Source organism: Bacteroidia bacterium, assembly GCA_039924845.1.
Lineage (GTDB): Bacteria > Bacteroidota > Bacteroidia > DATLTG01 > DATLTG01 > DATLTG01.
In genome coordinates this window covers 26,306-40,415 of record JBDTAC010000100.1, presented here as the reverse complement: position 1 = coordinate 40,415, position 14,110 = coordinate 26,306, and the positions used below count along the sequence as shown (strand labels likewise).

The following is a 14,110-nucleotide window of genomic DNA, read 5'->3' as shown; positions in this document are numbered from 1 at the left end:
ACAGCTGAACTTGCCTCACGCACAGCTGAACATGTCATACGTTTATCTGAACTTACCTCACGCACAGCTGAACTTGCCTCACGCACAGCTGAACTTGCCTCACGTTCATGTAAACGTGTCATGCGATAAGCTAAACGTATCTACCGTTTAGGTAAATTTTAGCTTCTTAAAATAAAAAGGAATCGCGTTAAGCGGAAATTAGTTCTTCGTAACGTTCGCCAATTTCGTTTAGCAAATCATTAATTTCATGGATGGAATTGCTGGTTACCAATTTTAAACGATACTCTTTAAAATGGCTCAAGCCTTTAAAATAATTGGAGTAATGACGGCGCATTTCGAGGATGCCGAGCACATCGCCTTTCCACTGAATGGACTTTTCCAGATGCTCGCGACAAACACTAATTCTGTTTTCAATGGTTGGTTTCGGAAGATGTAATCCGGTTTTCAAAAAGTATTTTATTTCATTAAAAATCCAAGGATATCCAATGCTGGCACGTCCAATCATAATTCCGTCAATACCATATTTAGTACGCATTTCCACCACTTTCTCCGGACTATCAGCATCGCCATTTCCGAAAATGGGAATCTTTATCCGCGGATTATTTTTGATTTCTCCAATCAATGTCCAATCTGCCTCGCCTTTGTACATTTGTTTGCGCGTGCGTCCGTGAATGGTTAATGCTTTGATGCCGATGTCCTGCAAGCGTTCCGCTACTTCCATTACATTTTTAGTTTGCTCGTCCCAGCCCAAGCGGGTTTTCACCGTAACAGGAAGTTTGGTGCATTTCACCATCTCGGAAGTCATCTTTACCATTTTGGGAATGTCTTGCAACAGCGCGGCTCCCGCACCTTTACACGCCACGTTTTTAACGGGACAACCGTAATTAATATCTATTAAATCAGGATGTGCTTTGTCGGCAATAATGGCTGCTTCTCGCATGGAATCAATGTCGCTGCCGAAAAGTTGAATGCCGATTGGACGTTCGTACTCGAAGATATCTAATTTATGTACACTTTTTGCAGCATCGCGAATCAAACCTTCGGACGAAATAAATTCGGTGTACATCAAATCGGCACCGTTTTGTTTGCAAACGGCACGAAATGGTGGATCGCTCACGTCTTCCATCGGCGCGAGCAACAAAGGGAAATCCGGTAATTCAATGTCTCCAATCTTCAGCATTTCAGAATATATTTATTTCGTTACTTTTACAAAAATAATCAAAAACGCAGACACATGAACACTCTGGCTCCTTTGGAAAAAAATTCCCCTGCTTCTCAATTCTTTATTTTGATGGGACTTTTTTTAGTTTGCTTGGTTGTTTTCTCTGTCTTGGCGATAATTGCAGCGATGCCTTTTGCACATATCAGCGGAATTAACGACATCGGGAAACTATCCAATTATGGCGACCCAGATGTAGTAATGGGTTTAAAAATGGCACAAGTTGTAAGTGCTGTGGGTTCGTTTATTGTTCCAGCCTTTTTGTTTTCGGTGTTGGCTTCCAGAAGTAAATTAGAATACCTCGGATTAAAAATTCCGCCCAACTTTGGGGCAATGCTTTTAGTCGGAATAATTATGTTGGCTGCCATGCCTTTTATCAATTGGATGGCAGATTTAAACAGCCGATTGGTGTTGCCGGCTTCTTTATCCGGATTAGAACATTGGATGAAAGACAGTGAGGCGAAGGCGGGCGCACTTGTGCAAGCGTTCCTTAACGATAAGAGTATACACGGATTGTTTTTAAATTTATTTGTTATTGCTTTTCTGGCGGCAGTTTCCGAAGAAATCTTTTTCAGAGGAGTGCTGCAAAAGATACTCATTGCTTGGACTAAAAGTACCCACTCCGGAATTTGGATTGCCGCCATTGTGTTTAGCGCGTTTCATTTCGAATTTTATGGTTTTGTGCCACGTATGATGATGGGCGTTTTTTTGGGTTATATCTATGTTTGGAGTAAATCTATTTGGATACCCATGTTTGCTCATTTTGTAAATAACGGGATGGATGTATTGCTTACTTTTTTAGAACAACGGAATAAAGTACCAAAAAATATTGATCAATTAGGAACCGCTACGAACGATTGGTGGCAAGTAGTAGCGAGTGTTTTACTAATAGGAGTAGGCACTTTTGTTTTCTACAAATGGATGAAAAAGAAAGAAAAGCCGGAATCTATTCCGCTCACATAAATCGGCTATTATTTTTGTTTACATTTGCAAACATTTTTTTCGGAGAGGTGTCAGAGTGGCCGAACGAGCAAGCCTGGAAAGTTTGTATACTCGCAAGGGTATCGAGGGTTCGAATCCCTCCCTCTCCGCTGAAAGAGAATAGAATTAGATTAGTCACGTCTTTTTTCAGTTTTGCCTTACGCAATTTAACTATCAAAAGAAGGCTTTGAAAAATTATTTTTCAACCTCTTCTTTGCAGCTCTTAACTTTTGCGTTCTTCTTGCAAAAGCATTTGCATGGCGTGTTGCATCGAGCCGGCTGCGGTAACTTCGCCAGCGTTCACAAAAAATATTTCGTCTGCATTTTCAATTGTATTTAAGCGATGAGCAATTATTACACGCGTAGTTGAGGAAGGAAGGTTTTTCAATATTTCTTCTAACAATTGTTCTGTAACAGTATCTATATTGGCAGTAGCTTCGTCTAAAATTAATAATTCAGGATTTCGCAAAACAGCACGAATAAAAGCAATGAGTTGTTTTTGTCCTAAGCTAAGTGTATCGCCACCAGAAGATATTGGCGTGTCTAATCCTTTTTCAAATTTATCTAACAATACTGTTAGATGAGCATCCGCAAGTAATTGCTGCAATGCTTCGTTGGAATAATCTGTATAGAGCGCATTGCCATACAAAATATTTTCTTTCACAGAACCAGTAAACAAAAATGGATCTTGTAAAATAAAACCTATTTTTTGACTGCGTTCTGCGGGAGAATAAGAGCGAATATCTTTTCCGTTTAGCAATACGGTTCCTTTTACAGGATCGTACAAACGCGCAATTAAAGAGGCACTTGTTGTTTTTCCGCCACCAGTAGGACCAATAAAAGCGTAAGTTTTTCCGCGTTCCAATTTAAAATTAATATCATGTAAAATTTCCTTGCTGTCGGCATAACTAAAATAAACATCTTTAAATTCGAGCAAAGCGGAAGTAGAATTTTCGTAAGTTTTTATTTCTTCTATTTTCAAATCAGAATCTAAATTTAAAATAGTAGAAACTCTGTCCCAAGCTGCCAGCGCGGTTTGGAAACTCGCCCACAAAACTGCCAATTGTTGCAATGGTCGGTAAAAGCTGTTGGAATACGCTAAAAAACTGATGAGCAAACCAACAGTAAAACTTCCCGCTGCAATTAAATAAATACCGTACACCAACAAAATAAGTTGTGCCATATTGGTAAACAATCCGTAAACAGGCATTAATAAATTATTCGCCAATCCAGCACCAATAGCGGTTTTATAATTTTCGTGATTTACTTTGCTGAAACGATCTCTGAAATAATCTCTGCGATTAAAAGCAATAATTGTTTTAAAATTATTTAAACTTTCCTGAATTTCCGCGCTCATTCCGCCAACTGTTTTTAGGTTAGCCGCATTTTTCCGTTTTACCCAAACTGAAATTATTTTTGTAAAAATGAAAATAAATAATGCTGGAAGTAAAGAAGCTGCACCTAATTTAGGTTGAATACTCAACAGGAAAATTCCTGCGCCAATCATCAACATAATGCTGCTTAAAAAACGCATCAACGATTGCGAAAAAAACTGATTCAATTTATCGGTGTCGTTATTGATACGCGAAATTAAATCGCCTGCTTTATTTTGATTAAAAAACGAAACAGGTAATTCCTGCAACTTCGTAAAAACCGCATTTCGCAAGGTGTATAACATGCGCTGACCAATACTTCCCATTAATTGTGTTTGCAGATAATTGGCGATAACCGCGACAATGTATATCACAAGCAAAATAGCCGAATTGACCAACACTCCGTGCATTTGTTTTGTTTCGATGTAATGGTCAATCGTATATCCAATTAGCAAAGGACCTAATAAATTAAGCACTGCATTAATGACGATAGCGATGACAGCAATGATGACGTTTTTTTTCTCATCAACAATAAATGCAAATAGTTTTTTGAGAGTTACCCACGTATTTGTTTTCTTGGGCTGTGCAGCTTGTATGTCGTAGAGATTATACTTCATAGCTGCTCGTACTTCTTTGTGATTGATAAATTTGAACGTATTCTGGACTTGTTTTCAGTAATGTTTCATGCGTTCCTTTTGCGACAAGTTCGCCTTGCATCAATAAAATAATTTGATCGTACTCTTTTACAGGATCTATTTGCTGCGTAATGGAAAGTAATGTGATATCAGGATAATTTTTTCGAACGTTTGCTAAAATCTTTTTTTCGGTTTGCGCATCTACACGAGCTGTAAAATCATCCAACAATAATATTTTAGGATTGATTGCCAAAGCCCGCGCCAACATGACACGCTGTTTTTGTCCGCCTGAAAGACTGTTACCTCGTTCAGAAATTACCGTATCCATTTTTTCTGGTAGCGCTTCAATAAAGATATCCAACTCGGCAGTAGCAATCGCTTTTTGCATCGCTTCATCGGTAACCGCTTTGTTAAATGCAATGTTTTCGCGCATGCTCATATTAAAAATAATACTGTCCTGAAAAACAAAACCAATTTGACTGTAAAAGCTTTCTTTGTTGTAATCGGCAATGTTGTTGTTATCAAATTTTATCGAACCTTTTTCGGGTTGAATTAATCCTGTGAGCAAATAAAATAATTGAGTTTTTCCGGCAGCAGTTGGTCCGATAATAGCTGTTTTCGTTCCAGCTTTTACTGAAAAAGAAATTTCTTTTAATGCCGGTATATCACCATACGTTACTGTAATGTTTTCCAGTTCAATGTTTCCTTTCAGCGAATTTTTAATGCTTCCTTTATCCTCTACTTCTTTTATTTCCAACACATTTTGAATTCGTTGGTACGAAGCACTTGCCATTGCAATTACGTTGCTCATAAAACCAATCATAATAATTGGAAAAATAAGTAATGCGATATAACTGTTGAATGCGGCAAAATCGCCCAGTGTCATTGTTCCGCCAATAACAAAATGTCCGCCCAATGCTAAAACGGTGAGCATCGCCAAATTGGAAACAAACGTAACTAAGGGAATAAGCGTTGCAAAAAGCCGTAAGATGGAAAGTCCAATACCCAATGCTTCCTTATTTGCAGAAATAAATTTATCGTATTCCGGCTGTTGCGAATTTAAAACACGAATGAGTGCAGCGCCCAGAACACTTTCGTTAATTACTTTGTTGAGCCAATCAATAACACCTTGACTTCTTTTAAAAAGTACGCGTACTTTTACTAACACAAAATAAAATACCGCTCCTATAATTGGAATAATAGTGAGTACTGCTAAAGCCAATCGCCAATTAATACTTATTAATAAAGCACTCGCTCCGATTATGATAAAAAGCGAAGACGCAATAGAAACGATGGCTTGCGAAACAAATGTTTTGATGGCATCTACATCAGAAGTAAGATTGGTAAGCAAGCGTGAAGGCGAAATTTTCTCTACATACGCATACGATTGTTGCGAAATTTTAGCAGAAAGTTTTTGACGCAAATCGCGCGCAACGCGCTCAGAAGCGTAGGTTTGCACAATGCTTTGTAAGTACGTAAAAATAAATATCGAAACAGCGGCAATACCAAATTCAAAAATTATTTTTTTGAAAATTAAATGTCCAGCGGAAAAACTATCAATGCCATTGGCAATAATTTTTGGAATAACTAAACTAATTCCATTGCTAAAAAAAGTCAATACAATAAGCCAAATTATCAAACCAGAATAAGGTTTGAGTAAGCTTAACATACTTGGCTTTCGAGCTTTTTTTGCAGAAATTATTTTTTCCGTTTCAAGCATTTTTACTTTATTGCTGAAAATTTTTCAATTAATCTTTTTGATTTTATTTTTGCATTATCGGCAAGCAAATACATTATCGGAACCACAATTAAGGTGATGACAGTGGCAAACGACAAACCAAAAATCATTGTCCACGAAAGTGGTCCCCAAAATGCAACGCTGTCGCCACCAAAATAAATGTGCGGATTTAATTCTGTGAACATCGTAACGAAATCAATATTAAAGCCAATAGCCAAGGGAATCAAGCCTAGTATAGTTGCGGTAGCAGTTAAAATTACGGGAGTCATCCGCGTTTTTCCGGCTTCAATAATAGCATCCAATGTACTAACCCCTTGTTCTCTCAAAAGGTCAGTAAATTCCACTAATAATATTCCGTTGCGAACGACAATTCCCGCTAAGGCAATAAAACCAACGCCCGTCATCACAATAGACATATCCATTTTAAAAATAGCGAATCCGAGCATCACTCCAATCAAGCTAAAAATAATTTCGCTCAAAATAATAATTGGTTTGCTGATGGAATTAAATTGCGTAACCAAAATCAATAAAATTAACATGAGTGAAATGAGCATCGCGTGACCTAAAAACGAAGCCGTTTCTTGTTGGTCTTCTTGTTCTCCACCCATTTTTATTGTTACGCCATCCGATGCTTTGAAATTAATTAAGTTCGCCTGAATATCCGCGACTACTTTGTTGGGGTTAAATCCGCTAAGCACATTGGATGTAAGCGAAATGAGCGGTTTATTGTTTTTGCGTTTGATACCTCCGTAAGAAGAGGAATAGTGAATTTTCACAAAAGCGGACATTGGAACTTGGCGAATTTTTCCGCCCATATTCATATCACGATACGTAATTTCTAAATTGTTTAAGGCATCAATATTATCACGTTGATTTCTTTCATAACGCAGCTCAATTGGATATTCATCATTCGCATCACGAAATTTAGAAACTTCTTTTCCGAAAACGGCATTCCGAATTTCCATTCCGATTTGTGCCGTTGAAATGCCTTCTCTGTTGGCGCGTTCGCGATCAATATCAAAAATAATTTCTGGTTTATGATTTTCTAAATCAGAGCGCAAATCTTCTATTCCGCCAATTTGCAAAGAATCTATGTAATGTTTTAATTTGGTAGAAGTGCTCACCAAATCCTCAAAATTATCGCCACTTATTTCTATGTCAATAGGCTTTGGTGTTGGCGGTCCGCTTGCTTCTTGATCTACCGAAATCTGAACGCCTGGCATATCTTTTACTGCTGCGCGAATTTTATTCAGATACAAGCGCGTAGAAACTCCGTTCCGTTTCCCGAATTCCACAAACGAAACACTTATTTTTGATTTATTAGAATACGTTCCTTGATCATTTTCTTGCGGATCGGTAGCACCAACTGCAACGTTAGAAATAACGGATTCTACAACCGGATTGTATTCGCCAGGTTTACCTTCTCCAATTACATTATATACTTCACTTTCTACTATTTTCGTGATGGAATCGGTGTATTCTTGATTTGTTCCGACAGGTAAATTGAGATACACGTACACAAAATTAGGATCCGACTGTGGGAAAAAAACCACGTTCGGAGTTCGCACCGCAAAAAGAAAAATAGCTAAAACAAAAAGTAGGAAAGTTCCGCCAAGTACAGATTTAGGATATTTCAACGCTTTCGCTAAAATATTTTTATACTTCTGTTGAATAGAGGGCCAGGTTTTTGTTTGGAATTTTTTGATTGCACTCATTAAAACCAATCGATAAAAAATATTTATCAATAGTAAAAAAACAAGGAAATTTCCCATTCCAAAAGAATGTGTCGCATAAAATAATAACGCGAGTGCCAGAAAAATAATACTCGTAATTTTTAATCCTTTGTGGCTTTTTTTCTCGCCTGTTTCAGGCGGATGCGGTTTCATAAATGCTACTGCAAACACCGGATTGATAATATAGGCAACTACCAAAGAAGCCGTTAATGTGATGATAAGTGTAACGGGTAAATAAAACATAAACTTACCAATGATGCCGCCCCAAAAAGCAAGTGGAACAAAAGGTGCAAGCGTAGTAAGCGTTCCGGCAAGAACAGGCAAAAATATTTCTCCAGCAGCCATTTTTGCAGCTTTCGCAATCGGCACTTTTCCATTATCAAAAATACGATGCGTGTTTTCAATTACCACAATGGCATCATCCACCACAATACCGAGCGCTAATAAAAAGGCGAACAACACAATCATGTTTAAAGCAAAACCAATACTCGGTAAAATTAAAAACGCGATGAACATGGAAAGTGGAACCGACATAGCAACAAATAAAGCATTTGTTCCACCCATAAAAAACATCAGAATAATAGTTACTAAAATAAATCCGATGATAATGGTATTTATTAAATCGTGAAGTGTAGAGCGCGTTTGCGAAGATTGATCTCCGGTAAGTGTAATTTTTAAATCTTTCGGGAAAGTTGTTTTTTGGAGTGTCGCTACAATATCTCTGACTTTATCCGAAGCTTCAATTAAATTTTCTCCAGCACGCTTAACAACATTTAAGGTAATTACATTTTTACGATCTAAACGCGCATAACTTATTTGGTCTGCAAACGTATCTTTAACATCGGCAATATCTTTTATATAAACCGTTCCGCCAGCCATTGAGCGCACTACAATATTTTTTATTTGATCTACATTTGTGAATTGTCCGTTCACACTCAAGGAACGATTCATGCCATCCATTTTAACCGTTCCGCCCGAAATAGTAATGTTTTCGTTGGCAACAGCATTGGAAATGTCGTTCATGGAAATTTGCGCGGCTTCCATTTTAAACAAATTCACGTTGATTTGTATTTCCCTATCCAGGGCTCCAACTTCATCCACACGTGTAATTTCGGGCATTGCCTCGATTTGATCTTTTATATCATCGGCATATTTTTTCAATTTATTGAGATCGTAATTACCGGAAAGATTGACGTAAATAATTGGCATTTGTGATATATCCGCTTGTATCACTTCTGGATCATGCGGTAAATCACTTGGCAAGTCGGTACGCGCTTTGTCCACTGCATCTTTCACTTCTTGTTTGGCAACATTTACGTCCACGCCGGTGTTAAATTCGACTACGATACTAGAATAATCTTGCACCGAATTACTGGTGAATTTTTTTATTCCCGAAATTCCTTTGATTTGCTTTTCGATTTGTTTAGTTACCAAATTTTCCATGTCCGTTGGAGAAGTTCCTGGATAAATGGTGGTTACGTAAATAGTCGGAATAACAATGTCTGGAAATTTTTCTTTTGGTAAACCAATGTAAGAAGCAATCCCTGCCAAAGTGATAATAATGGTTACAATAAATATGCTGGTGCGATTATTTATAGACCACGTAGTTGGTTTAAATTCTTTTTCTAAATCTTTCATCTGAAAATTATTTTTTCGACACTTCTATTTTTAAAATTTCACCACATCTCCCGGATTCAATCCTTCGTAACCTACTGTAATCAACTTATCTCCAGCATTCAATCCTTGTAATACTTCTACTGTTCCGTTGTAAATTCTTCCAACAACGATGGCTTGTTTTTCGGCAATCGTTTTGCCGTTTTTAGTAGTTGCGATGTACACAAAATCTCCGTCTTGCGAAGATTGAACGGTGTTTACAGGAACCGAAATCGCGTTAGCAGAACTGTAATCTGAAATTTTTAAAATCGCTATCATATTCGGATGGTAATTAATGTTATCAGAAGGTAATTTCACATCCACCGCAAATGAGCGATTAAGCACGTTGATTACCTTTGATACATAGTTGATGGTACTTTTTAATTGCGTTTTTAAATCTGGAAATAAAACGAGTACGCTATCGCCTTTATGTACTTTAGAAATATAACTTTCCGCCACATTTCCTTCTACTTTTAATTCGGAAAAATTAACCACACGAATCGTCGGCATCCCAGGTGCAACAGATTGTCCGAGTTTAATGTCAATTTCATCCACTATTCCGTCAATCGGCGATTTTAGCTGTGTCATATCCAATTGTTGTTGCAAGGTTGCTTGCTTTTTTATGAGTGATTCATAATTATTTTTCGCGCTTAAATATTGTACTTCTGTTCCGATTTTTTGATTCCATAAATTTTTTTGTTTCTGATATATGGTGTTAGCGAAGTCTTTAGCTGTTTGTACTTCTTGCATGCTTTGTCGGATGACTCCATCATCCAATTGCGCCAACAATTGTCCAGTTTTTACTTCATCGCCTTCGCTAACCATTATTTTACTAACTACACCCATTGTTTGCGAACTTACGTTGATGTCTTGTTTTCCATCCACGCTGGCTTGTACTTCAATGAAATGGGTAAATAAGCCCGGTTGAACAGTTGTAACAGAAACAAATTTTTGTTTTGAATTTGTTGAATCTCCTTCTGCCAAATGGATAGACGTTTGCAAAGAATCTATTTTTGTTTGAATCACAGCTTCCTGTTTTTGAAGTTTTGCTAAATCGGCTTTTTGTTTATCCAAGGATTTATTTTTCTGTCCAGATGAACAAGCAGCTAAAATGGATATTCCTGCGATTGCGAAAATTATTTTTTTCATTTTTTAAAGTATATACGTGTTGAATTATTTCTGTTTTACTAAAGTTCCTTCTGATTTTTCGAATTCTATTTTTGCGATGAGCGCATCGTACAAGGCGCTATAATAGTTGGTTTGCGCTTCTTTCAAAGAAGTTTCCGCAGTAATCATTTCAATATTAGAGCCAACCCCTTGTTCGTATTTTTTCTTCGCAACATCGTCCACATTTTGTGCCAACGAAATATTTTTTTTCTGGATTCCCAAGCTGGCAGTAGCATTTTGTAAATTTATTTCTGCATTCGAGAGTTGGAAATCAATGCTTTGTTCTAAAGCGTGGAGATTATTTTTGGCTTGCAACACACCAATTGCGGACTCTTGCACACGAAAATGTTTTTGAAACCCATCAAAAATAGGAATTCCTACTTTGAGTCCGATTAATTGCGTGGCAAACCAAGTTTTATTGGGCTCAAAAACATCAAACTCATTGCGCTGCGCCTGTTCAGAAACGCTTCCGTAAAGTGCAACAGAAGGTAAATAATCAAATCGATTTTTTTTCAATTCCAATTGTGCTGCTTTCAATTGCGTTTGCAGCAAAGAATATTCGATTCGGTTGCTGTAATTAAATTTTCCGGAAGATTCTGCAATAGGTGTAAAATCAACTGCTCCCAAACTATCTGTAAGGGTCAATTGTTGGTCTTGTGTCATCCCCATTTGGTATTTCAATAGCGCATCGCTTAATTGAATCAATCGTTCTATTTTTTCTCTTTCTACCGCCGTGTTATTATATGTTACCATGATTCTGTCCAAATCAATTTGTTCTGCAAAACCATTGTCGTGCATTGTTTTAGTTTCGTTTTGCAAAGTTTCCAACCGAACTAAATTGGCGCTAATTAATTTAAGTTGCTCCTGACTTACTAATACCGAATAATAAGCCTTTGTTACCGCTTCTGCCACTTCAATTTTAGTGCGTTGTGTCGCTTTCTGCGAAAGCTCACGATATACTTTTGCTGCTTGCAAGCCCACTAAATAGCTGCCGTCAAAAAGAATTTGTGATGCATCTAGCTCGCCAGTGGCATTGTATTTTGTTCCAAATTTCAATCCGATAAATGTTCCGGCAGGACCACCGAAAAACTCTGCAGGAATTAATTGTGTTGGCAATTGAATAAAATCTTTTGCGTCTAAATCGCCTGTTATTTGGGGTAATCCGATACCTCGAATTTCTTTTACTTTTTGTTCCGCTGCTTGTTCCGAGTATTGTGCATCAATAATACTTGTTTGATGTTGCAGTGCGTAGTCAACCGATTGTTGCAAGGAAAAAACATGGCTGGTTGTATCGGCAGCTTGTTGTGCGTAAACGGTAGTTCCAAAACCAAACAACAAAGCAATTATTTTTATTTTTTTTCTTTTCATGAGTCAAAAAATTATTTTTTCGAAGGCTTTATTCTGCCATCATTTTTTTATATTTTTCGATGAGTTTATGTCCTTTGATGGTAGTAATTCCGTGTAAAAAATGATTTAGCAATTCCATTTGTACTTCTTTCAAATCAAATTTTTGCGGATTAAAAATCGTAGGCACTGAAGCCATTTCCACTTCTTCCAAACGCAAACGCACCATTATTTTTACATCGATGTCTTCTCTATATAAACCTTGTTCAATGCCTTTTTTCAGATTGTCTTCCACCAATTTAGAAATATGATTTTCCTTAAAATTTTTGAACAATTGCCACGCTTCCGGATGGTATTTTTGTAAATCGTACACCACCGTCGGATTCATGCGAGCAAACATCACACGAAGTTGGTGCATCATTCCCACCATTTCAAAAACGGCATCTTTGGAGTTTTTTGCAAGCGCTTCACATTCAAGAATATTGCCTTTAAAATGTGCCGTTGTAAGCGCTAAAACAATCTCGTCTTTGTTTCTGTAATAATTGTAAATGGTTTTTTTCGACATCGAAAGTTGTTTCGCAATGTCATCCATCGTAACGCTTTTGATGCCGTATTTGAAAAAAAGCTCGATGGCAGTCTGCAAAATTTTTTCTTCGGGGTTCATGTCTTTTTAAATTTCGCGACAAAACTACGGAAACTATTTTTGTTCTGCAAGTTTCCTTTGAAAAAATATTCTTAACAATGCTCCGTTTTAATTTCTATTTTTGACTCCTATTCTTTTTTAATTCTACAACAAATCGCTGCACAAAAATATATCGAAGAAGATTTAGTTGCCTTCCTTAAAAAGAAGGATGCGAGCGGTTTTGAAGTTATCTACGATAATTATTCTACTGCTTTGTACGGTATTATTTTTCGGATTGTAAACTCGGAAGAAATAGCGCGCGATGTGATGCAAGAAGCATTTGTAAAAATTTGGAACAAAGGCGAAACGTATGATGTTTCCAAAGGCAGATTGTTTACGTGGATGCTTAATATCACTCGAAATTTAGCCATTGATACGATTCGTTCGAAAGATTTTAAAAACAATCATCAAATCCAAAACATAGACGATTCCGTAAATAGGGTGAACAGACAGATGAATACGACCACTAAAGTGGATCACATCGGACTGAAAGAAGTAGTAGAAACATTAAAAGAGGAATACAAAGAATTAATTGATTTATTATATTTCGGCGGATATACGCAAGAAGAAGCGGCGAAGAAATTAAATTTACCATTGGGAACAGTAAAAACAAGAGCACGATCAGCAATTAATCAATTACGAAGTTTATTAAAAGTAAGCATTTGAACACAAAAGATTACATATCGTCAGGCATTTTAGAAATGTATGTAATGGGTGTTACTTCTCTGGAAGAAACCCGCGAAGTGGAAACTTTTGCCCAACAACATGCTGAAATAAAAGCGGAAATTGAATCCATTCGCAAAGCGATGGAAAATTATATTTCTGGTACTGAAAAAAATCCTCCAGCTGATTTAAAAGAAAAAATATTTTCTGAAATCAAAAAAGAAAGCCTTCAAAAAAATAATTTTTCGAAAGACGCAAAAGTAATTCCGCTGAATCCGGATTTCAATAAATCCGAAAATAAATCGCAATTCATTAAAAATTTATTGGTGGCTGCATCGCTTGCTTTGTTAGTTACCAGTGCTGTTTTCAATTATGTGTTTTACACGAATTGGAAAAATACCGAAACGCAATTGGTTTCTGTAAACGGAGAAAAGGACGGTTACGCGATGCAAATGCAAGTTCAAAAAACAAATTTCGAAGAGACCTCGAAAACAATGGCTTTGCTTACAGATACAGCCAATAAAATTATTAAAATGAAAGGAATGGCTATTGCTCCGCAAGCAATGGCAACGATTTATTGGAATCCAATTTCTCAAACTGTTGCAATTGACGTGAATAATTTACCGATGCCACCATCCGATAAACAATATCAATTATGGGCAATTGTAGATGGGAAACCAGTGAGCGAAGGCGTTTTTGAGATGGGAAATAAAACCGTTCAAATGATGCAAAAAGTATCCAACGCACAAGCTTTTGCTGTTACACTCGAGAAAAAAGGCGGAAGTCCAACACCTACAATGAGCGCAATGTACGTGCTGGGGAAAGTATAGTTTTCAAATTTTTTTAAAAGACAAAACACACACTAAAAAAGGGTGCCGAAAAAATAATTTTTCGATTCTCTTTATTTACGTTCAAAAAATAA

General features: G+C 37.0%; 10 protein-coding genes and 1 tRNA gene. 4 read left to right on the top strand and 7 right to left on the bottom strand.

The window, feature by feature from the left end:
* Positions 1 to 187: 187 nt before the first annotated feature.
* Positions 188 to 1,180 (bottom strand): tRNA dihydrouridine synthase DusB, encoded by a 993-nt coding sequence (gene dusB / locus ABIZ51_12105; GenBank protein MEO7089528.1) that lies wholly within the window; start codon positions 1,178 to 1,180, stop codon positions 188 to 190.
* 54 nt (positions 1,181 to 1,234) lie between these two features.
* On the opposite strand from dusB, the gene ABIZ51_12100 reads away from it, so the two are divergent.
* Complete coding sequence (locus tag ABIZ51_12100) at positions 1,235 to 2,182, top strand: CPBP family intramembrane glutamic endopeptidase (GenBank protein MEO7089527.1); 948 nt, start codon at positions 1,235 to 1,237, stop codon at positions 2,180 to 2,182.
* Positions 2,183 to 2,223: 41 nt separating this feature from the next.
* Positions 2,224 to 2,310: transfer RNA gene (locus tag ABIZ51_12095), tRNA-Ser, on the top strand.
* Between the two features lie 113 nt (positions 2,311 to 2,423).
* Here the strand turns inward: ABIZ51_12095 and ABIZ51_12090 are convergent.
* Genes ABIZ51_12090 through ABIZ51_12065 form a run of 6 tightly spaced genes read right to left on the bottom strand, consistent with a single transcriptional unit; the run spans position 2,424 to position 12,507 of the window.
* A complete protein-coding gene (locus ABIZ51_12090) occupies positions 2,424 to 4,190 on the bottom strand; it encodes an ABC transporter ATP-binding protein (GenBank protein ID MEO7089526.1) in 1,767 nt (588 codons plus the stop codon).
* Positions 4,180 to 5,928 carry an ABC transporter ATP-binding protein gene (locus ABIZ51_12085; GenBank protein MEO7089525.1) on the bottom strand — a complete coding sequence of 583 codons (1,749 nt, stop codon included), beginning with the start codon at positions 5,926 to 5,928 and terminating at the stop codon, positions 4,180 to 4,182. The genes ABIZ51_12090 and ABIZ51_12085 overlap by 11 nt, the downstream gene beginning before the upstream one ends.
* A gap of 2 nt (positions 5,929 to 5,930) precedes the next feature.
* Entirely contained in the window at positions 5,931 to 9,317 is a 3,387-nt protein-coding gene (locus ABIZ51_12080; GenBank protein MEO7089524.1) for an efflux RND transporter permease subunit, read from the bottom strand.
* Positions 9,318 to 9,347: 30 nt separating this feature from the next.
* Positions 9,348 to 10,481 (bottom strand): efflux RND transporter periplasmic adaptor subunit, encoded by a 1,134-nt coding sequence (locus ABIZ51_12075; protein MEO7089523.1) that lies wholly within the window; start codon positions 10,479 to 10,481, stop codon positions 9,348 to 9,350.
* Positions 10,482 to 10,505: 24 nt separating this feature from the next.
* On the bottom strand, positions 10,506 to 11,867 hold the full coding sequence (locus ABIZ51_12070; protein MEO7089522.1) for a TolC family protein: 1,362 nt from the start codon (positions 11,865 to 11,867) through the stop codon (positions 10,506 to 10,508).
* 28 nt (positions 11,868 to 11,895) lie between these two features.
* A complete protein-coding gene (locus tag ABIZ51_12065) occupies positions 11,896 to 12,507 on the bottom strand; it encodes a TetR/AcrR family transcriptional regulator (protein ID MEO7089521.1) in 612 nt (203 codons plus the stop codon).
* 90 nt (positions 12,508 to 12,597) lie between these two features.
* On the opposite strand from ABIZ51_12065, the gene ABIZ51_12060 reads away from it, so the two are divergent.
* On the top strand, positions 12,598 to 13,191 hold the full coding sequence (locus ABIZ51_12060) for a sigma-70 family RNA polymerase sigma factor (protein MEO7089520.1): 594 nt from the start codon (positions 12,598 to 12,600) through the stop codon (positions 13,189 to 13,191).
* On the top strand, positions 13,188 to 14,018 hold the full coding sequence (locus ABIZ51_12055; GenBank protein MEO7089519.1) for an anti-sigma factor: 831 nt from the start codon (positions 13,188 to 13,190) through the stop codon (positions 14,016 to 14,018). Before ABIZ51_12060 ends, ABIZ51_12055 begins: the two co-directional genes overlap by 4 nt.
* Positions 14,019 to 14,110: the final 92 nt, after the last annotated feature.